The 20,212-nt window shown below is 47.0% G+C and carries 17 protein-coding genes and 1 other annotated feature; of the genes, 16 read left to right on the top strand and 1 reads right to left on the bottom strand.

Features of this window, described 5'->3' with window-relative positions; translation table 11 throughout:
* Positions 1–9: 9 nt before the first annotated feature.
* The 3 genes from hemL (at position 10) to ysxE (ending at position 4,125) form a co-directional block, all read left to right on the top strand.
* Positions 10–1,302, top strand: coding sequence for a glutamate-1-semialdehyde 2,1-aminomutase (gene hemL / locus BHE18_RS13590; protein WP_071619095.1), 1,293 nt, complete (start codon positions 10–12; stop codon positions 1,300–1,302).
* A gap of 421 nt (positions 1,303–1,723) precedes the next feature.
* Positions 1,724–2,947, top strand: a complete 1,224-nt coding sequence (gene spoVID / locus BHE18_RS13585; protein ID WP_071619094.1) for a stage VI sporulation protein D — start codon at positions 1,724–1,726, stop codon at positions 2,945–2,947.
* A 140-nt stretch (positions 2,948–3,087) separates the two neighbouring features.
* Complete coding sequence (gene ysxE, locus BHE18_RS13580) at positions 3,088–4,125, top strand: spore coat protein YsxE (RefSeq protein ID WP_071619093.1); 1,038 nt, start codon at positions 3,088–3,090, stop codon at positions 4,123–4,125.
* A gap of 35 nt (positions 4,126–4,160) precedes the next feature.
* Here ysxE and BHE18_RS13575 read toward each other — a convergent pair whose 3' ends face one another.
* On the bottom strand, positions 4,161–4,349 hold the full coding sequence (locus BHE18_RS13575; RefSeq protein WP_071619092.1) for a hypothetical protein: 189 nt from the start codon (positions 4,347–4,349) through the stop codon (positions 4,161–4,163).
* Positions 4,350–4,511: 162 nt separating this feature from the next.
* Positions 4,512–4,739, top strand: a binding site (T-box leader).
* A 71-nt stretch (positions 4,740–4,810) separates the two neighbouring features.
* On the opposite strand from BHE18_RS13575, the gene BHE18_RS13570 reads away from it, so the two are divergent.
* From BHE18_RS13570 to BHE18_RS13510, 13 genes are all read left to right on the top strand, one after another.
* Positions 4,811–7,462 carry a valine--tRNA ligase gene (locus tag BHE18_RS13570; RefSeq protein WP_071619091.1) on the top strand — a complete coding sequence of 884 codons (2,652 nt, stop codon included), beginning with the start codon at positions 4,811–4,813 and terminating at the stop codon, positions 7,460–7,462.
* A gap of 102 nt (positions 7,463–7,564) precedes the next feature.
* Positions 7,565–8,881 carry a bifunctional folylpolyglutamate synthase/dihydrofolate synthase gene (locus BHE18_RS13565; protein ID WP_071619090.1) on the top strand — a complete coding sequence of 439 codons (1,317 nt, stop codon included), beginning with the start codon at positions 7,565–7,567 and terminating at the stop codon, positions 8,879–8,881.
* Positions 8,882–8,971: 90 nt separating this feature from the next.
* Positions 8,972–10,684: a sensor domain-containing diguanylate cyclase gene (locus BHE18_RS13560; RefSeq protein ID WP_083573791.1), complete on the top strand. Its 1,713-nt coding sequence runs from the start codon at positions 8,972–8,974 to the stop codon at positions 10,682–10,684.
* A 174-nt stretch (positions 10,685–10,858) separates the two neighbouring features.
* Positions 10,859–11,464, top strand: a complete 606-nt coding sequence (locus BHE18_RS13555; protein WP_071619089.1) for a hypothetical protein — start codon at positions 10,859–10,861, stop codon at positions 11,462–11,464.
* Between the two features lie 19 nt (positions 11,465–11,483).
* Positions 11,484–12,596 carry a VanW family protein gene (locus BHE18_RS13550; protein WP_071619088.1) on the top strand — a complete coding sequence of 371 codons (1,113 nt, stop codon included), beginning with the start codon at positions 11,484–11,486 and terminating at the stop codon, positions 12,594–12,596.
* Between the two features lie 27 nt (positions 12,597–12,623).
* Positions 12,624–14,282: a GspE/PulE family protein gene (locus tag BHE18_RS13545; protein WP_071619087.1), complete on the top strand. Its 1,659-nt coding sequence runs from the start codon at positions 12,624–12,626 to the stop codon at positions 14,280–14,282.
* A 14-nt stretch (positions 14,283–14,296) separates the two neighbouring features.
* Complete coding sequence (locus BHE18_RS13540) at positions 14,297–15,340, top strand: type IV pilus twitching motility protein PilT (RefSeq protein WP_071619086.1); 1,044 nt, start codon at positions 14,297–14,299, stop codon at positions 15,338–15,340.
* Positions 15,337–16,548, top strand: coding sequence for a type II secretion system F family protein (locus BHE18_RS13535; RefSeq protein ID WP_071619085.1), 1,212 nt, complete (start codon positions 15,337–15,339; stop codon positions 16,546–16,548). The genes BHE18_RS13540 and BHE18_RS13535 overlap by 4 nt, the downstream gene beginning before the upstream one ends.
* A 119-nt stretch (positions 16,549–16,667) precedes the next feature.
* Complete coding sequence (locus tag BHE18_RS13530; protein ID WP_071619084.1) at positions 16,668–17,084, top strand: type IV pilin protein; 417 nt, start codon at positions 16,668–16,670, stop codon at positions 17,082–17,084.
* Between the two features lie 11 nt (positions 17,085–17,095).
* Positions 17,096–17,848 (top strand): prepilin peptidase, encoded by a 753-nt coding sequence (locus tag BHE18_RS13525; protein WP_071619316.1) that lies wholly within the window; start codon positions 17,096–17,098, stop codon positions 17,846–17,848.
* Between the two features lie 25 nt (positions 17,849–17,873).
* Positions 17,874–18,845, top strand: coding sequence for a type IV pilus biogenesis protein PilM (pilM, locus tag BHE18_RS13520; RefSeq protein ID WP_071619083.1), 972 nt, complete (start codon positions 17,874–17,876; stop codon positions 18,843–18,845).
* Positions 18,832–19,425 (top strand): PilN domain-containing protein, encoded by a 594-nt coding sequence (locus BHE18_RS13515; protein WP_071619082.1) that lies wholly within the window; start codon positions 18,832–18,834, stop codon positions 19,423–19,425. Before pilM ends, BHE18_RS13515 begins: the two co-directional genes overlap by 14 nt.
* The gene (locus BHE18_RS13510) at positions 19,422–20,138 is read left to right on the top strand and encodes a hypothetical protein (protein ID WP_071619081.1); all 717 of its coding nucleotides are present in this window, start codon (positions 19,422–19,424) and stop codon (positions 20,136–20,138) included. Before BHE18_RS13515 ends, BHE18_RS13510 begins: the two co-directional genes overlap by 4 nt.
* Positions 20,139–20,212 lie beyond the last annotated feature (74 nt).

Here is a 20,212-nt window from a genome sequence, read left to right as displayed (position 1 = left end):
AGAATGGTCTTGCGTTCATATGAAAAATCACAAGAAGCGTTCAAAGAAGCAAAGAAGTTAATGCCTGGCGGTGTAAACAGCCCTGTCCGCGCATTCAAATCGGTCAATATGGATCCCATTTTCATGGAAAGGGGAAAAGGCTCCAAGATCTATGACATCGATGGTAATGAATATATCGACTATGTACTGTCATGGGGGCCGCTTATCCTTGGTCACAGCAATGACCGAGTGGTGGAAGCGATCAAGAAGGTGGCTGAAAGCGGGACAAGCTTCGGAGCACCGACCGAAATCGAAAATAAACTTGCTCAACTGGTGATCGACCGTGTACCGAGTATTGAAATCGTCCGCATGGTATCTTCAGGGACGGAAGCGACAATGAGTGCACTACGTCTTGCACGGGGGTATACCGGCCGTAACAAAATCCTCAAATTTGAAGGCTGCTACCATGGACACGGGGACTCACTCTTGATCAAAGCAGGATCCGGTGTTGCGACACTTGGCCTTCCTGACAGTCCGGGGGTGCCTGAAGGGGTCGCCAAAAATACGATCACCGTTCCATACAACGACCTAGAAAGCTTCCGTTATGCATTCGAACAATTCGGTGATGATATTGCCGGTGTCATCGTTGAACCGGTGGCCGGGAATATGGGAGTCGTCCCTCCTCAGCCGGGATTCCTGGAAGGTCTTCGTGAAATCACTGAACAGAACGGTTCCCTGCTGATTTTCGATGAAGTCATGACAGGATTCCGTGTTGGTTACGGCTGTGCGCAAGGATATTTCAATGTGACACCTGACCTTACCTGCCTCGGGAAAGTGATCGGCGGCGGACTGCCTGTTGGAGCGTACGGAGGAAAAGCAGAAATCATGGAAAAGATCGCTCCGAGCGGTCCCATCTACCAAGCTGGAACCCTGTCAGGGAATCCGCTGGCCATGACTGCCGGTTACGAGACACTCAGCCAATTGACGCCTGAAAGCTATGAAGAATTCGGCCGCAAAGCCGACCTTCTTGAGGATGGTTTGAAGCAAGCCGCACAAAAACACGGCGTCCCTCATACCATTAACCGTGCAGGCTCGATGGTCGGTTTATTCTTCACAAATGATGAAGTAAAGAATTACGAAGGGGCAAAATCCTCTGATTTGGAAATGTTCGCTGAGTACTACCGCGAGATGGCAAACGAAGGAGTATTTCTGCCGCCTTCCCAATTCGAAGGACTATTCCTATCCACCGCCCACAGCGACGAAGATATCAACAACACAATCAAAGCAGCAGAAAAAGCATTTGAGAAGATCAGTAAGAAATAAGTAAAAGAGAAAGCCGGCCTTTTATAAGAAGGTCGGCTTTTTGATTTAAGATAACGAACAGAAAAGATGGAGTATGCCACGACGAAAAATATTATTTGGATAATTTTTAACATGAATGAAATGGCTTTGTAAATGGACTATCCAGGTATTGATTGGAGTGCATGACGAAGACTCCTGCGGGAAGAGTAGCTAATGTGAGACCCCGCAGGAACGGAGTGACGAGGAGGCTCACGGGCTACCCGCGGAAAGCGAAGTCATGCACGGAAATCAATACCGACATTCAAAGCAAACTCAATGTAATTAAGACACTCAATTTTTTAAAACTTACTCATCTCTATCATATTTCCCCTCCGCGTTTCATAAAGTGATAATGACATTGTCATATATTTCTTAGGTTTGGAACTTGAAAGGAGGAATTTCTTTGTCACAAGATCAACAATCGTGCCTGCGATTTTCTTTGGAAGAATCAATTTGGTTCAAAAAAGGACAGGAAGTTGAAGAACTGCTATCCATCTCCTTAGATCCACATATAACGATACAGGAACAAGAACAATATGTACTCATACGCGGGACCCTGGATCTTTCAGGTGAATACCTGCCTACCACCCCGCGGGATGAAGAAGGTGTAGACGAATTTGAAGCTAGCGGTAAATTCGTTCAAATCGTTGAAAAAAGGGAAAAAGGGGAAAACGAGTTTGTTCACCGTTTTCCGGTAGATGTCACCATCCCTAAAAACAGAATTGCCAATCTGGGAGACATTGATGTGTTCGTCGAGTCCTTCGACTACGTTGTGCCTGAAAATGCCTGCTTGAAACTGAATGCCGATTTGACCATTACCGGAATTTACGGGGAGCAGCAGACCCATACACCTCTTGAAGTGGAATATAAGGAGGAAGAACTTTATGCCCCTCTTCACCGCTCGGCTGCTTTTGCAGATGCTCCTTTAGAAGAAGAGGAAACTGAAAGTCATGGATATTATGACCGTGATGATGATGAATCATATGATCAGGAAGAGGTCAATGTCTCATATGAGGATGAAGATGATATAAACCATGATTACGACCTAACAGAGGTTGAATCGGCAGATGGCATCCCTGAATCCCCTGATGATGATTACCAGCCGTTTTCACTCGAAGGGAGGACACCTCCAGCCGAGGAAGAAGACGAGATTCCTGTCCATATCCAGTATGATTCCCAATCTGCACACGAAGAGAGCTACTTCAGGAAGGAAAATGTATTTGAACTTCCAGAACATGAATTGAGTGAATCCTCACAGGAGCAGGAAGTCCCTCAGCCTGCCAGTGAACAAATGAATATGCAGAAGCAGGAGCCGGTTCAAGAAGTGGAAGAGGAAGAAGAATCCTCTTCGATGGAAGAAGAACCGACTGCAAAGAAGAAAAAAATCAAAGGCAAAAAATATGAATCGATTTCGTTGACTGATTTCTTCGCCCGCAAAGAAGAAGAACGTGCTGCAATGCTTAGAGTCTGCATTGTTCAGGAGGGGGAAACCCTCGATCAGATCGCCGAAAAATATGATTTGACCATCGCCCAGCTGCTGAGGGTCAATCATCTGGAGGCCAACCAGGATGTCTACAGCGGCCAGGTTCTTTATATCCCAAATGAAGAACCGGTGTTCAAAGCATAAATAACAAAAGAGCAGAACGATAAAATACGGCATTGTATCAGGACTGACACCAATATACTGGGGGCAGTCCGTTTTTTCTTCTTTAAGCAAGGGAGCGGAGGAATCGGAGGCTGTCCGTAAAAAAGGAGGTGCAAATAATCATGCAGACGATCGAACATTTAAAGCCTGTTCTTCAGCCTTACGGGGTAGAACCCTTTTTCGTGGAAGATACCGGTAAGGTCAGCAAAGTGTACTCAAACAAAGGCACGCTTGCCGTCAAGCATATATCCGCACAGACGGGGGTGGATTTTGTGCGGAACATCCAGACTCTGTTCCAGCGGGGATATAACCGGATTGTTCCCATTTATCCCACAATGGACGGACGGTATGCAGTCTGGCACGAGGGTGAACTTTACTATGTGATGCCCTGGCTCAACAACCAGGATAAGGAAGACCGTTTTGAAAGGCATCAAAAGCTGTTCCGGGAATTGGCTAGACTTCATACAATTTCTTCACAGGATGTCAAAATCAATAAAGAAGAAAGAGAATCCCATTACGAACAGCTGACTTCCAGGTGGGAAAAGGAGCAGCAGTTCCTCGATGAATACGTGGAAGAATGTGAGAAAACCACGTATATGTCGCCGTTTCAATACCATTTTTGTATGTATTATAAGGATGCATCACAAGCTTTGAAATTTTCACGGAATAAACTCGACGAATGGTATGAAAGCACAAAAGACCTTGAAAAGGTGAGGACGGTCATCATTCACGGCAAACTCTCCACCGAGCATTTCCTCTATGATGACAGGGGGATGGGTTATTTTAATAACTTCGAAGGTTCAAAGACGGCTTCTCCTTTTCATGACTTGCTTCCGTTCCTGTCAAGGACCTTGAAAACCTATCCTAAGTATTTTGATGAGTGTGTAGAGTGGCTGGAAACGTACTTTCAGCATTTTACCGCCCGCGCGGAAGAAAAGCTCCTGTTCATGTGTTATCTGGCTTATCCGAGCTCATTGATTGCGATGGCTGAAAAATATTTTCATACGCCTAAAGCGAAAAGAAACGAGCGGAAAGCAGTGAGAAAATTGCAGCGTCACTACTGGCTCTTGAAAAATACCGAATATGTGGTCATGCGCCTCGACGAGATTGAACGCAAGAAAAAAGAAGAAGCGGAAGCCGCGGCAGAGGCAGAGACATGAAAAAAGGACTGGCGAACGCCATGTTTCGTCAGTCCTTAAATCCAATCATAGTAAATGGCAAGGCCGAGCCCGATAAACAAGGTCAATAAAAGTACATCGAAAGTAGTCGGAAGCAGAATCGTCCGGATTGCTTGAAAGATGGTAAAAGGGACGATGAACTGCTTGCAGATCAGCCGTGCGTTGCCCATCCACTTCTGCAGTGTATATTGATTGAATTTCTTCATGGTTGTCACTCACTTTCCTGGGTGTATTCACTACTTCATCTTATGTTTTCTGTCCGGAAGGGTGCGAGAAGCATGTTAAAGAGAATATTTTTTGTGAAAATGGGCGATAATGATTGACGAAAGTTCAGTGAATCCTATACTATAATGATTACATAAATATTTTTAAAAGCGTTGAACAGGAAGAGTACATTGCCCCCCGCTTTCAGAGAGGAAAATCGTATGCTGAGAGATTTTCCAAGCGAAGACGATAGAAGGTCGCCTGTAGAGCTGTTTCCATGAAAACAGTAGTGGAAGCCGGTTAAAAGCCGTTATTGTTCATTGAGAGTTCAGGAGACAGAATGACTTCTGAGAAAAAAGGTGGTACCGCGAAACGAATCCTTCGTCCTTTTACAGGGCGAAGGATTTTTTTGTGTCCAAAAAATGCTGTTAAATGAACCTACAACGTTAAAGGAGGATATACAATGGAGACTCAAGATCAATTATCGATGCCGACTAAATATGATCCCAATGCCATTGAGCAGGGAAGATACAAATGGTGGCTGGATGGGAAGTTTTTTGAAGCGAAAAGTGAGAAGGAAAAGGAACCGTACTCGATCGTCATCCCGCCGCCGAACGTAACAGGCAAGCTTCATCTCGGCCACGCATGGGATACGACACTTCAAGACATCCTGACAAGAATGAAGCGCATGCAGGGCTACGATGTCCTATGGCTTCCGGGAATGGACCACGCAGGGATTGCCACACAGGCAAAGGTGGACGAAAAGCTTCGCAGCCAGGGTATCTCGCGCCATGACCTTGGCCGTGAGAAGTTCGTGGAAGAAACGTGGAATTGGAAAGAAGAGTACGCAGAGCACATCCGGAAGCAATGGTCGAAAATCGGCCTGGGGCTTGACTACAGCCGCGAACGTTTCACGCTGGATAAAGGCTTATCGGATGCCGTTCAGAAAGTATTCATCGACCTTTATAATAAAGGCTTGATTTACCGCGGTGAATACATCATCAACTGGGATCCCGCAACGAAGACAGCTTTATCCGACATCGAGGTTATCCACCAGGATGTACAGGGTGCGTTCTATCATATGAAGTATCCGTTAGCGGATGGAAGCGGACATATTGAAATCGCGACAACACGTCCTGAAACGATGCTCGGTGATACGGCTGTAGCCGTCCATCCGGAAGACGACCGCTACAAGCACTTGATCGGTAAAACGGTGATCCTTCCAATCGTCGGACGTGAAATCCCGATCGTCGGGGACGATTATGTGGATATGGAATTCGGTTCAGGGGCGGTAAAAATCACGCCTGCTCACGATCCGAATGACTTCGAGATCGGAAACCGCCATAATCTTGAACGTATCCTCGTGATGAATGAAGACGGAAGCATGAATGAAAAGGCAGATAAATACAATGGCATGGACCGCTTTGACTGCCGCAAGCAGATCGTCAAAGATCTTCAGGAATCAGGCGTACTGTTCAAGATCGAAGAGCATATGCACTCCGTTGGACACTCCGAGCGGAGCGGAGCGGTAGTTGAGCCATATCTATCAACTCAATGGTTCGTCAAAATGGATCCGCTCGCACAGGAAGCAGTCAAGCTGCAGGAAAAAGAAGGGGAAAAAGTGAATTTTGTTCCCGACCGTTTCGAAACTTCCTATATGCGCTGGATGGAAAATACCCGCGATTGGTGTATTTCCCGTCAATTATGGTGGGGACACAGAATCCCGGCATGGTATCACAAGGAAACCGGTGAAGTATATGTAGGAAACGAGGCACCCGCTGACAGTGAAAACTGGACGCAGGAAGAAGACGTCCTTGATACCTGGTTCAGTTCAGCACTGTGGCCATTCTCAACAATGGGCTGGCCGGATACAGAAGCGGAAGACTTCAAGAGATACTATCCGACAAACACGCTTGTAACAGGCTACGACATCATCGGGTTCTGGGTATCGCGCATGATTTTCCAGGGACTTGAGTTCACCGGTGAACGTCCATTCAAAGATGTCCTGATCCACGGACTTGTCCGTGCAGAAGACGGACGCAAGATGAGTAAATCGCTCGGCAATGGCGTCGATCCGATGGATGTCATCGAAAAATATGGTGCAGATTCACTTCGTTACTTCTTGTCCACAGGCAGTTCACCTGGTCAGGATCTGCGTTTCTCATTCGAGAAAGTGGAATCCGTTTGGAACTTTGCCAATAAAATCTGGAATGCATCTCGATTTGCCCTTATGAATATGGATGGCATGACTTATGAAGAAATCGATCTCAGCGGTGAAAAATCCGTTGCCGACAAATGGATCCTTACACGCCTGAACGAAACGATCGAGAGTGTGACCCGCCTTGCCGACCGATATGAATTCGGCGAAGTCGGAAGAATCCTTTATAATTTCATCTGGGATGATTTCTGCGACTGGTATATCGAAATGGCGAAGCTTCCTTTATACGGGGAAGACGAAGCGGCCAAGAAAACAACTCGTTCCATCCTTGCGTACGTTCTCGACAACACAATGCGACTTCTGCATCCGTTCATGCCGTTTATTACCGAGGAAATATGGCAGAACCTGCCGCATAAAGGCGAATCGATCACAGTTGCAGCCTGGCCGGAAGTAAACAAGGACCTGACGGATGCCGGTGCATCAGAAGAGATGAAGCTCCTTGTGGAAATCATCCGTGCCGTTCGGAATGTACGGGCAGAAGTGAACACGCCGATGAGCAAGCAGGTCAAGCTGATCCTGAAAGCGAAGGATGAGAAAATCCTGAAAATCCTGGATAAGAACAAAGGATACATCGAGCGTTTCTGTAATCCTGAGCAATTGGATATGGGCACCGATATCACTCCTCCGGAAAAAGCGATGACTGCGGTTGCTACAGGAGTAGAATTATTTCTTCCGCTACAAGGTCTCATCAATATCGATGAAGAAATTGCCCGCCTTGAAAAAGAACTTGAGAAATGGACAAAAGAAGTGTCACGTGTCCAGGGCAAGCTGAATAATGAAAAGTTTGTAAGCAAAGCCCCTCAAAAAGTAGTCGACGAAGAGAAGGCAAAAGAAAAAGATTACCTTGAAAAGCAGGCAACAGTCAAAGCGAGAATCGAGGAATTGAAAACCGTTTAATTTTTATGAAATGGCTTGGGAGCAGAAGTCTAATTGTAAAGGGAAGCACCCCTGAAGCAGCTAGGCTTCCCCCGGCCTTTTTTTGATGGGAGTGAAGCATACATGTTTACATATGAGGAAGCGATCGGGTGGATTCATGCAAGATTGAGACTTGGTATAAAGCCCGGTCTTCAAAGAATGCACCACTTATTAAAAGAACTCGGGAATCCCCATGAAAAATTTAAGAGCGTGCATATCGGCGGGACGAACGGGAAGGGGTCGACAGTAACCTATCTTCGAAATATTCTTCAAGAGGCGGGCTGTACAGTCGGGACGTTCACTTCCCCGTATTTTGAACGGTTCAATGAGCGTATTTCTGTAAACGGGAATCCCATTCCGGACGAAGATCTCATTACGCTTGTGTCCCTCGTCAAACCGATTGCAGAAAGCATGGCACACAGTGAGTGGGGTGAACCGTCCGAATTTGAAGTCATCACGGCGATGAGCATGGTCTATTTTGCGGAAACGGTCAAACCCGATGTCGTTTTATTTGAAGTGGGGCTTGGGGGCAGACTTGATTCAACGAACGTGATCACCCCGCTTATTTCAGTGATCACGAGTATCGGAATGGATCATATGAACTTCCTTGGCGATACGATCGAAGAAATTTCCTCCGAGAAAGCAGGCATCATCAAAGAAGGCGTTCCTGTCATTTCCGGTGTCACGCAGGACGGGGCAAGAAAGGTCATTGCGGACGCTGCAAATGAAAAAGGGAGCCGTATCTATCAATTGGGAGAAGATTTTCACACAGAGAGGTCCCCTGCTGCAGGCAGGGGAGAAAGATTTCATTTTATTTCATCCGGGAAAAGCAGTGCTTTTGAAATTTCGATGATGGGGGCACATCAGGTTCAAAATGCAGCAATCGCTGTAAAGACGGCAGAAATATTGCAGTCACAGGATGTAATCAGCGTGGCAGATGCCGCTCTTCGAAATGGGCTGAAGAAAGCATACTGGCCGGGCAGGATGGAAGTCATGAGTGACACGCCGGCTGTGATCCTGGACGGGGCGCATAATCCTGAAGGAATAAAGGCGCTTGCCGCAACGATTTCTGAGCGTTATCCCTCGAAGAATGTGACGATCCTTTTCTCTGCTCTGAAGGACAAAGAATTGAAGCATATGATCAGCCTGCTTGAAGAAGCGGCTTCAGAAATATGTTTCACCACATTTTCGTTTCCGCGGGTGGCCGGAGCGGTTGAGCTATTCGATATATCGGATCATCCGCGAAAGAAGAAAGAAGAGGACTGGCAGCGGTATTTAGATGAAAAACTGCCCGGTATGGGTGAAGAGGATGTACTATTCATTACGGGCTCACTCTACTTTCTATCAGAGGTAAAACCGGTGCTTATTCAAAAGTTAGAAAATTCCAGAAAAAATAAGTGACTTTATTCTTTTACTCTGATAAAATATTCTTAAACTTGTGACTATTTGACTATATAATCAAAATATACAAGAAGATGGGGGAGGTCAGGGATGCAATTGTCACTTAAAAAGAAACTTGTGCTGCTTTTTGCATGGCTGGCAATCGTGCCTGCAGGTTTGTATTATACATATAAATTCTACCCTCCCCAAAATGTTAATGGGAACGGATGGGAACTTTTCACACTGGTTCTGTTTGCTACATTCATTCCTCTCATGCCGATCGTCATCAATGGTTCCACCATCTTCTTCATCCAATGGGTCACTCTCGTTGGTTTTTTAAAGTATGGATTATTCGTGGAAATCATCCTGATGCAGTTTTCGATCATTCCTTTGCTTCTTCGAATCAGGATGTCCAAGACCGACTGGCACAGGATTCCTTTGAATTCCCTGATGTTTTTCATCGTATCCGTTTCGAGCGGTATGATTTATTTCCTTCTGGGGGGAGAAGTCGGGGCGGGGAACATCGGTGATATATTGCCCGCGGCATTGTCCTATCAGATTGGATCCATCATGATCAACCAGTTTGTGCTCCTGGCGTATCAGCATTATTTTGTTGGAAGCGATATCCGATTCTACAGCAAAGATTTCGTATGGGATTTCATAGCGAATATGATCATGTTCCCTATGTCCCTGTCCCTGTATTTCCTCACGTTCCAGATCGGTCCATTTGCTTCACTTCTGATCGGTATTCCATTCATCAGTTTATCAATGATCCTGAAGATGTATAATTCTTCTGAAAAAATCAATGAATACTTGCAGAAGGCCGGTGAAATCGGCCACCAGCTGACCGAAAGCCTCAAGGTGGATGAAGTTCTCGATATCTTCCTGAAAAATATCATCGAAACCCTGCCTGTGGAGTATGCATACATACTGGATTGCAAAGGCGATGAACTTGTCCTTCTGCGAAGGGTCGAGACGAAAGGGAAACACATCCACAGGTTCCCGGTCCTGAAAAAGGGGACAGGCATCAGCGGTAAGGTTTGGGAATCAGGAAGCTCGGTTATTTATGATTCCCAGTCTGAATGGAACGGTCTGGTAGACGGATATATGCCTTCTGAAGTGGAAAGCGTCTTGTGCGTACCGATTGTAAGAAGCCAGAAGGTAGAGGGAATCCTCCTCTTGGCGTCTTCGAAAAAACGTGCATATGAGAAATTCCAATTGATGATTGTCGAAATCCTTTGCTCCTACTTCGGTGTCGCAATCGAAAATGCAAGACATCATGAGCAGACAAAGCAAAACAGTGAAAGATGTGCACTTACCAACCTCTATAATTACCGGTACTTTGAAGACATGCTGTCACTCGAGTTCAATAAACTTGAATCAGGCGGCAGGACTTCCTTATCCCTGATCATGCTCGATTTGGATCACTTCAAAGTCATCAACGATAACTACGGTCATCAGAGCGGAAACGAAATCCTGATCGAACTTGCTGCCCGCTTATGCAAGCTGATCGGAAAGAAAGGCACTGTGGCTCGATATGGGGGCGAGGAATTTGTCATCCTCCTGCCCGATACTGAAAGGGCAGAGGCACTCAGGCTTGCTGAACGCGTAAGGAAGGCGATTGCCAACAGGCCGTTCGTCCTTCATGACACTCTCCAGGCAGCGAATAGAAAATTAATGGTCAGAATCACGGCAAGCATTGGTTTGGCTACAGCCCCAGAGGATGCAGACGATACTATGGCCTTGATACGGCATGCCGACCGGGCGCTCTATACCGGGGCGAAGCAGGCGGGGCGGAATCGTGTGGCGGAATATGTGAAGTAGGACACCTCCCTTTTCTGGGAGGTTTTTTTTGACGATTTTTTGTATTTTAAATGAAAGGAGCATACTTTTAACTGTTTGTATGCAATCAAATTGTTTCAATTTTAAATATTATGTAATAAAATAGTAATAGTCGAAAAATGTAGGATTCCGACGAAGGACAAAAGGAGGATTGTGATGAAAACATTGCTATTTGCTGCAGGGGCATTTGTCCTGCTGGTACCTTTCCTGAGATTCATTCCTATGAAGCTGACACTTAAGCAAAAGGTGATTCTTTCATCACTCTCCTTTTGTATAACCGTCCTGGCCCTTATCGGAAAAGAATTTCTGCCTTTTATAAGTGTGATCGCAATATTAGCTTTACTTACGGGCCTAACAGCCTATATAGCACAGTCAAGGATTCACAACGAAAGCACTGCTCATCTTCATGAACTTCACCCGGAGCCCCACTTCCCCGCCGCCAGTCACCAAGGACCCGAAAGAAACAATGAAACTGTCAATGATACCGATGAATCTCGCAATGAAACAATTTCAGAATCCAATTTACTAGAAGGATCTTCTGAAAATTTCATTAAAGAAGATAACCAGGACTACATAAAAGAGCTGGAATGGGATGAGGCGGAAGTGAAACACTTTGAACCAGAAGCAGGGGATGCCCCTGTTTATGAGGAAGAGCTTCCGTTTATCGCTGACGGATTGCTCGAAGCTGTTGAAGCTCCTCTTGAAGTGGATGAAGAGGAAGAGGAATACAATCGGTTATTTTCAGGAATAAAACGCAGATAGTCAGGGAGGAGGTCCCTCATTGAAAAAAACAACGTATGCGGCATCCTTTTTTTTAGTGTTGTGCACAGTCTACCTTTTTGGGGCGGCACATTTTGGAGCCTTCTTGTATGACCTTGTTGCTGATTCTAAAAATGTTGCACCCAGCACATCAGTAATTGCCGGTAAGACCATCTCCGGTGAACGCGGGAGTACCACTGATTCCGAAGACGCTGCAAGGTCCGGTAAAGAAACATACCCAAGGGTGGTCCTTGCCGAAAGTGCGGTAAAGAACGTTGAAGTGACTCCGGGGCTGGAAGAGTTCCTTTCTTCTTTTTCAGAGATTGATATTGAACCAGTCTCATCATTCTCCCTCCTGAAGTTTGTGGAAGACGAGCATCTGGACAGCATGAAGGATGAAGAAATGAGTGTGATTTCAACAGGGTTATACGAAGTCCTTCTGTATTCCGGCCTTGAAATCGTTCAGCGCCATTATGGGCGTTCACTTCCTGACTATGCAGAGCTCGGATTTGAAGCCAGGGTGGACAAAGAACTTCACCAGGATTTCAAGTTTGCGAATCCTGACAGCTCTTCATACATAATCAGTTTTAAAATGGAAAAGAATTCGCTCCGTGTCATTTTAGAAGGGCCGCAGTTTCCAAACGAGGTGGAAATCACCCTGCAGGACAAACAAACGGTCGAACCGCGGGTGATCAAGCAATACACTCCCTATGTGAAGCGGGGACAGACCAAAGTGAAAGTGGAAGGTGAAAAAGGAATAAAGGTTGATGTGTGGAAGGCCACACTGGATTCAAAGGGTGCCGTCTTGAAGGAAGAATTGATTTCAAGTGATTACTATCCGCCTGTACACCGGGAAGAGCTTGTCAGCCTCGAAGAGTATATGGCCAGCAGGGAGGAAAGCAGCTCTCAGGGAAGCACTACAGTCAGTTCAAATGTCAGTGATGGGGAAGAAACTCAGGATTCAAGGCGTGAGAACCATGCTGAAACTGAAGCTCCTGATGCCGGTCAGAAAGACAGCTCCCAAGCTGACGAAGTCGTGGACTCCCAGGATGAACTATCGGATTCAGGGGAACAGGGTAGTTCCGAAAGCGGATCTTCCTCCACCGACGACATTCCGGATTCCAATATGAAGTAACAGCGGTATAAGAGAAGGTGGTTGAAAATGGCTCAGGAACGGAAACGATTAGGTGATTTATTAGTCGAAGCAGGTCTGCTGACAGAAGATAAGCTTCAGCAGGCCCTGAAAGAAAAAAGCAAAGATCAAAAGCTGGGTGATGCCATTCTCCAGAGAGGATATATTACAGAGCAGCAGCTGATCGAGGTGCTTGAATTTCAATTGGGCATCCCTCACGTAAGCTTGTTCCGGTATCCGTTTGATCAAAATCTTTTTCACTTGATACCGAAGGACACGGCAAAGAGGAACTTGATCATCCCGTTAAAAAAAGAAGGGGACAAGCTTTTTGTCGCGATGGCGGACCCGATGGATTTTTATGTCATCGAAGATCTCCGGCTGTCCACCGGTTTCTTCATAGAAACGGCGATTGCGACCAAAGATGATATCCTCAGGTCGATCAATAAATTTTATGACATGGATGAAAGTTTCGAAGAGTTGAAAGGCTTGGGCAATGAACCCGATGGCGGGCAGGATGAAACGATCATGGATCAGGATTCCCCGATTGCCAGGCTGGTGAATCAGATCCTATCGAACGCAATGACTCAAAAAGCGAGCGATATCCATATCGATCCGCAGGAGACGAGGGTTTTGATACGGTACCGGGTCGACGGCATCCTCCGGACAGAGCGGGCGATCCCGAAACATATGCAAAGCATGCTTACGGCAAGGATCAAGATCATGGCCCAGCTTGATATCACCGAGCACAGAGTCCCGCAGGATGGACGCATCAAGACGAACATCGATTTCCGACCGATCGATCTCCGTGTATCTACACTGCCGACCATTTACGGTGAAAAGATGGTGCTCCGGATTCTTGATTTGAGCTCCTCCCTGAATGACCTGACGCAGCTCGGCTTCAATTCGCTTAATATGAAACGGTTCCAGTCCCTGATTGAAAGGCCGACGGGCATCGTCCTCATCACCGGACCGACGGGGTCGGGAAAATCATCCACACTGTATGCGGCTTTGAACAAGCTGAACAGTGAAGAAGTGAACATCATCACGGTTGAAGATCCGGTCGAGTATCAGCTGGAAGGGATCAATCAGATACAGGTGAATTCGAATGTAGGATTGACGTTCGCGACTGGGCTGCGGTCGATTCTCCGCCAGGACCCGAACATCATCATGGTTGGTGAAATCCGCGATAAAGAAACCGTGGAAGTCGCTATCCGTGCATCCCTAACAGGGCATCTGGTTTTAAGCACGATCCATACAAATGACTCGCTGACAACGGTGACACGCCTCATTGACATGGGCGTCGAACCGTTCCTGGTCGCAACGTCCCTCAGCGGGATCGTGGCCCAGCGCCTTGTACGGAAAGTATGCCGCGACTGTGCGGTCGAGGAGACCCCGACAAGACGGGAATTCGATATTTTCAAGCGCAGGGGTCTCACTGTCGAGAAGATCAACCGCGGGAAAGGGTGCGCAGCCTGTAATATGACCGGATACAAAGGCAGGCTTGCCATTCACGAAGTTCTTGTCATCAATGAGGAAATGAAGAAGATCATTATGAACAATGAACCGCTTTCCGCACTGAGGGAAGCGGCACACATGTCCAAAACGATCTTCCTTTTGGACGATGGTTTGTTGAAAGTGAAGCAGGGGATCACCACGACAGAGGAAATCCTGCGGGTTGCAATCGAATAAAGAAGGTGGTCATTATGAAAGAACGCATAGATCAATTATTAAGGGCAGCATTCGAATTAAAAGCTTCCGACATCCATCTCACGGTCGGATCTTCACCAGTGTTCCGCATACACGGTGATTTGAAAAGGTACGGCCAGGAAATCCTGAAGCCTCATGATACTGAACAAATGGCGAAAGCCGTCATACCTGAAGAGCTGTGGGATGATTTCAAGGAACAGGGTGAGCTTGATTTTTCATATGCCATACCCGGCGTGTCGCGATTCAGGGTGAACGCCTATCACCAGCGTTCATGCATCAGTATCGCACTGCGCGTTGTGCCGACGAAAATTCCGACGCTTGATGAATTGAACCTGCCCGACGTACTCAAGAGGATCGCTGAAAAACCCCAGGGTCTGGTGCTCGTGACCGGACCGACGGGAAGCGGGAAATCGACTACCCTCGCTTCGATGATCCACTATATGAATCAAACGATGAGAAAGCACATCATCACGCTCGAAGATCCGATCGAGTATTTACATAAGCACGGTTCGTCAATCATCGATCAGCGTGAAGTCGGCTTCGATACGAAAACGTTCGCATACGGACTTCGCAGCGCACTGAGGCAGGATCCGGATGTCATCCTGGTGGGTGAGATGCGTGATCTCGAGACGATCCATACAGCGATCACGGCGGCCGAGACCGGACATCTTGTGCTGGGAACCCTGCACACATCCAGTGCCGTATCGACCATTGAACGGATCATCGATGTCTTTCCTTCCGTTCAGCAGGCTCAGGTAAGGGTTCAGCTCGCGTCGGTCCTTCAGGGGATCATCGCCCAGCGCCTCCTGCCGACGACGGATCGCCAGGGAAGGGTGGCTGCCATAGAAGTACTGCTCAATAATTCGGCGGTGGCGAACCTGATACGCTCCGAAAAAATCCACCAGATCCCGAGTGTCATGCAGACCTCAAGGGCGATGGGGATGGAACTCCTTCATTCCTCGGTCAAACGATATGTGGAAACGGGGCTTGTATCACGTGAAGCCGCCAAGCCTTATATGCAGGAGCCTGTCACCGTATGACGCGGTTCAAGTATGAGGGAAGGGACAGGAGCGGCCGGAAGCGGGGCGTGATTTCTGCACCTTCAAAAAAAGAAGCGATGATGAGGCTGAAGAATCAGGGAATCCGCGTCATTTCTGCAGAAGAAATACCCGAAACGCTTCTGACAAAGGAAATCACCCTCGGGAACCCTGTAAAGCTGCAGCAGATGGTCGTATTCCTGAGGCAGTTTTCCACACTGTTGAAAGCCGGGGTGACCGTCGTAGATGCCACCCGCATCCTCTCTGCCCAAACGAGCAGCAAGGCATTGTCAAAGGTACTATCCGAAGTGGAAATAGAACTGAAAGAAGGGATCCCCCTTTCCGAGGCGTTCGCCAAGCACCGGAAAATCTTCGAGTCGCTTTTCATCAATATGCTGAAAGCGGGGGAAGCGACCGGGAGCCTGGATGAAACCCTCGAGCGGCTGGGCGATCATTATGAAAAGCAGCACACGACCCGGCAGAAAGTCATTGCAGCCCTTTCCTATCCGGCGGTTGTCGGTATCATCGCCATCGGCGTTGTCATTTTCCTGCTGCTTGCAGTCGTCCCGACCTTCGTCGATATGTTTGCCGATATGGGAAGCGAGCTTCCGTTGATCACGAGGGTTGTGCTCGGCGCGAGTGCAATCGTTCAGGAATATTGGTATGGCCTTTTATTGCTTGTCATCCTTGGAGCTGCCGGCATCACGCTGATCAGGCGTAAACAGGAGACGAAGTATTACCTGGATTATTTTATCCTGAGGATCCCGGTTTTCGGAAGCCTCATACAAAAAGCGGTGCTTGCAAGGATGACCAGGACGTTCAGTTCCCTGTTCTCGAGTTCCGTGCCCATCTTGCAGTCGATGGTGATCCTTGAGCGGGTCGTAGAAAACGAAGTGATAGCACGGGTGATCAAGGAGTCAAGGGATTCTCTTGAAAGCGGTGGATCGCTTACCGAACCGATGAAAGACCACTGGGCGATCCCGCCGCTCGTTTCACATATGATTTCAATTGGTGAAGAAACAGGGTCCCTGGACGCTATGCTCTCGAAAGTCGCCGACTTCTACGAAAAGGAAGTCGAGCACACCACAGACCAGCTGAAATCACTGATTGAACCCCTGATGATCGTGGTCCTCGCGGGTCTTGTCGGGACTATTGTCACAGCTATCATGGTGCCGATGTTTGAAATGTTTAACAATGTTCAAAATTTCTAGCATTTTTGATAATATTTTACACATTCTTACTATTTTTTTGCGAAACCTGTTGTATAATGATTGTAGATTCATAAGGTACTAAAGTACTACATAAAAAACCGAAATGGGAGGAAAAAAAGATGTTGAAGAAAATCTTGAAAAATGATAAGGGTCTCACCCTTGTCGAGCTGCTTGCTGTTATTGTGATCTTGGGGATTATTGCTGCTATTGCGGTGCCGAGTATTGGGAATATAATTGAGAAGTCAAGGGCTGATGCTGTGAAGGCTGAGGGGACACAAGTTCTCAATGCTGCAAAGTTATATGTTTCTTCTGAAGGCGTTCCTGATGCTCCTTTGAATGCAGCTAAACTAAAAGACTATTTATCGGATAACGGTGGGGTTAAATGGGACACTGCTTATTCAGTATCCGTGGCTGATGCTAATACTTTTAACTTGAGTGGTAAAGCTTCTAAAGGAAAAGTGGTAATCGAATTTGAAGAGGCTACTGTAAAAGGGATCAATGCAGCAAAAAGTGAATCAGGTACAATAGATAAATAATAATGGATAAAATGTTAATTTATTTAACAATCATCACCCTCTACGCACTCCTCCTAGGCTCCTTCTACAACGTAGTTGGCCTGAGGGTGCCGCTTAAGAAATCAATCATAAAACCAAGGTCGAGCTGTCCATACTGCCGCCACCAATTGACGGCGGTTGAGCTCATACCAGTCTTTTCATATCTCATCCAAAAGGGGAAATGCCGCCGCTGCAAAGGGCGCATTTCTCCTTTATATCCATTTATGGAGGCTTTGAACGCTGGGCTTTTTGTACTAGCTTACCTGCAAATCGGCATGCAGTTGGAATTAGTGGCTGCATGGACCCTTATCTCCATGCTCATCATCATCACGGTCTCTGACCTTAAATACATGGTCATCCCGGACAAAGTCCTGTTGTTTTTCCTTCCTCTAATAATCATCGAACGGATCTTCATCCCCCTTTCACCATGGTGGGACAGTCTGGCAGGAGGGGCACTCGGTTTCGGACTGCTTCTCTTGATCGCGATCATCAGCAGGGGCGGAATGGGCGGCGGGGATATCAAGCTCTATGGCGTCATCGGTCTTGCAGTCGGAGTGAAGATCACCATTCTGTCGTTCATGATAGCCACATTCCTAGGGGCGGTCATCGGACTCACGGCCCTGGCATTCAAGCTGATTGAAAAAGGAAAGCCGATCCCTTTCGGCCCCTTCATCGCTGCGGGCACAATATTGGCTTATTTATATGGTGACGGCATCATCTCTATTTACCTGTCACTATTCTATTAACTAGTGCAAAGAAAGGATCTCATCCATGGGTTTTCTATCGTTTCTCTCAAGTTCTCAAAAAACAGCAAATATAGTATTCACCGACCATTGCATCCGATATCTCGAGTTGAAACAGACTTCCCCGCTGCTTGTGTCTTCAATGGCTGAACGCAGGCTTCCCGATGGAGTCATCAAAGGGGGGAGGATCGTCGATGAGGAAACACTCCTTTTCATTCTGGAAGAATGCATCGACGAGTGGAAAATCAAGCGGAAACCGGTCCGTTATGTGGTGCCTGATCCATTTGTCATCCTGAGAAAAGTATCGATCCCTGCAGAAATCAGGGAAGACGAAATGGAAGGGTATCTTTTCCTGGAAATAGGGTCAAGCATCCATCTTCCGTTTGAAGACCCGGTATTTGATTATTCCCTGCTGGCATCAGGTCATGAGAAACAAGAGGTTCTGCTCGTTGCATCTCAGGAAGAAATCGTCGACGGTTTTAAGCGTCTGCTTGAGGAAGTGAAGCTCAAGCCGGTTGCAGCCGATATAGCACCTCTAGCTTTGTACCGTGCCGTTCTTCATGAAAAAAAGGCATCGCCGCATGAACATACCATGCTGCTTCATATGGATGAACAGCTGCTGACGATTTCCATCTTTCATAAACATGAACCCATTTTCACCAGGCCGATCCCATTGGATGGCCCCGTGAAAGATGATGAAGTGGTGGAATCCTACCCTGTCGACTTGTTAGGAGATACCTTGAATGAAATCGAAAAAGTGATGAATTTCTACCGTTACTCTTTGAATAAAGGCGAACAATCCGTAAGTAAAACGATAGTCAGCGGCGACCATCCCCGTTTGTTCGAACTCCGGCAGCAATTGCAGGACCGGATTTCAATCCCTGTCGAATTGCTTTCCCTGAGGAATGTCACGACATTCAATGATGAAAAGATCCAGGCGGGATATGCCATCGCGTTCGGTCTTGCTTTAAAAGAGGTGCAGCTCAGTGAAACTTATTGATATCAATTTATTGCCTCAAAAGGAAAAGAAACAGAAAGCTTTTACATACAGTATCGCGGGTACTGCAGGGCTTGTCGTGCTCGTTGCATTATTTATGCTGCTGACATGGAAAAGTACACTCACTGAAACGAAAAGGACGGAAGCTGAGATCGATACAACCAAAAAGATCATCGAGGTCCAGCAGACGAAAGTCCTCGGCGCGGAATCATCGGGCAGCGTCGATCAGCTGAACAAAGCGGTACAGGAAATGCTCGACTATCCTGTGAAGACCGTACCGCTTTTGAATGAACTGATTTCACTTCTGCCTGACAGGGGATTTTTCAATGAATTTATGTACGCAGACAGAACGGTCATCAACACAATCGTACAGTTTGATTCCTCAAGGGAAGCGGCATTCTATCTTTCCCGTCTGAAGACCGTTGAATGGATCGAGGAAGCGGACATCATCGAAATCACAACGGTGGAAGCCGGAGAGTCCGAAGACGAAAAGGTCCTCCCGAGGTACCTGGCCGCATATGAGATTCATATTGACCAAGGCAAGATGGAAGCACTTCTTTCCCGAGGGGAGGAAGAAGAATGAATATGAATCTTACAAAAAAGCAGTGGTCGATTTTGATAAGTGCGGCAGTCACTGGAGTGCTCCTTCTAGCCGGAGTGAACTACTTTGTCCTGCAGCCTGCTGAGAATAGACTGCAATACAAAAAAGAAGAACTCGGTATCCAGGTGAAACTGCAGCAAGCGGTAGAGGCGAAAGTAGACAGTATAGGGAAAAACGAAACGCTGGATTCCTCCTCGCTTCAGCAGAAAATCCCAGTCGCACCATTAACGGAAGGTATCATTTTGGATTTGGAAAAAGCAGAGCTGATCTCGGGAAGCGCTATCCAGTCCATCAATTTTGAGAAAACAGATGGTGCCTTAGCACCGACAGATAGAGAAGATACGGACGCTGTCCCGGCTGCCGACAGCCAGCTTCCTTCTCTATTAAAGAGGATGCAAATGACCATGACGGTAGAATCACCGGGTTACTTCGAAATGGAAAAATTCCTTGAAGAAATCGAAAACCTCCAACGGATCGTCGAAATCAACGGACTCTACTTCGCAGGCGCGCAGGAGCTAAAAGAAAACATGGAAGGCTACAGCGAAGACATCCTCACCTTCGAACTGACAGCATCCGCCTTCTACATCCCGGAACTAGAAGACCTGAAAGAAGGGCTCCCGAAAATCCAAAGCCCTCCTCCATCTCTAAAAAAGAACCCTTTACCTCAATTCCCTGATGAAGAGGACGAGGATTAGTTTTTTAGCGGGTAAAGCTATTTGCAGATTCTAATCCGTACCAGGTTTTGATTGGAGTGGAAGGCGAAGACTCC

The sequence above is a fragment of the Rossellomorea aquimaris genome (genome assembly GCF_001877785.1).
GTDB lineage: Bacteria > Bacillota > Bacilli > Bacillales > Bacillaceae_B > Rossellomorea > Rossellomorea aquimaris_A.
The sequence above is the reverse complement of the archived record's forward strand: the minus strand, read 5'-3'. Positions and strand labels throughout refer to the sequence as shown.

Excerpts from the sequence above, each read along its gene's own strand:
- ysxE (WP_071619093.1), top strand. The coding sequence starts at position 3,088 with ATGCAGACGATCGAACATTTAAAGCCTGTTCTTCAGCCTTACGGGGTA.
- BHE18_RS13575 (WP_071619092.1), bottom strand. The coding sequence starts at position 4,349 with ATGAAGAAATTCAATCAATATACACTGCAGAAGTGGATGGGCAACGCA.
- BHE18_RS13570 (WP_071619091.1), top strand. The coding sequence starts at position 4,811 with ATGGAGACTCAAGATCAATTATCGATGCCGACTAAATATGATCCCAAT.
- BHE18_RS13565 (WP_071619090.1), top strand. The coding sequence starts at position 7,565 with ATGTTTACATATGAGGAAGCGATCGGGTGGATTCATGCAAGATTGAGA.
- BHE18_RS13560 (WP_083573791.1), top strand. The coding sequence starts at position 8,972 with ATGCAATTGTCACTTAAAAAGAAACTTGTGCTGCTTTTTGCATGGCTG.
- BHE18_RS13555 (WP_071619089.1), top strand. The coding sequence starts at position 10,859 with ATGAAAACATTGCTATTTGCTGCAGGGGCATTTGTCCTGCTGGTACCT.
- BHE18_RS13545 (WP_071619087.1), top strand. The coding sequence starts at position 12,624 with ATGGCTCAGGAACGGAAACGATTAGGTGATTTATTAGTCGAAGCAGGT.
- BHE18_RS13540 (WP_071619086.1), top strand. The coding sequence starts at position 14,297 with ATGAAAGAACGCATAGATCAATTATTAAGGGCAGCATTCGAATTAAAA.
- BHE18_RS13535 (WP_071619085.1), top strand. The coding sequence starts at position 15,337 with ATGACGCGGTTCAAGTATGAGGGAAGGGACAGGAGCGGCCGGAAGCGG.
- BHE18_RS13530 (WP_071619084.1), top strand. The coding sequence starts at position 16,668 with ATGTTGAAGAAAATCTTGAAAAATGATAAGGGTCTCACCCTTGTCGAG.
- BHE18_RS13525 (WP_071619316.1), top strand. The coding sequence starts at position 17,096 with ATGTTAATTTATTTAACAATCATCACCCTCTACGCACTCCTCCTAGGC.
- pilM (WP_071619083.1), top strand. The coding sequence starts at position 17,874 with ATGGGTTTTCTATCGTTTCTCTCAAGTTCTCAAAAAACAGCAAATATA.
- BHE18_RS13510 (WP_071619081.1), top strand. The coding sequence starts at position 19,422 with ATGAATATGAATCTTACAAAAAAGCAGTGGTCGATTTTGATAAGTGCG.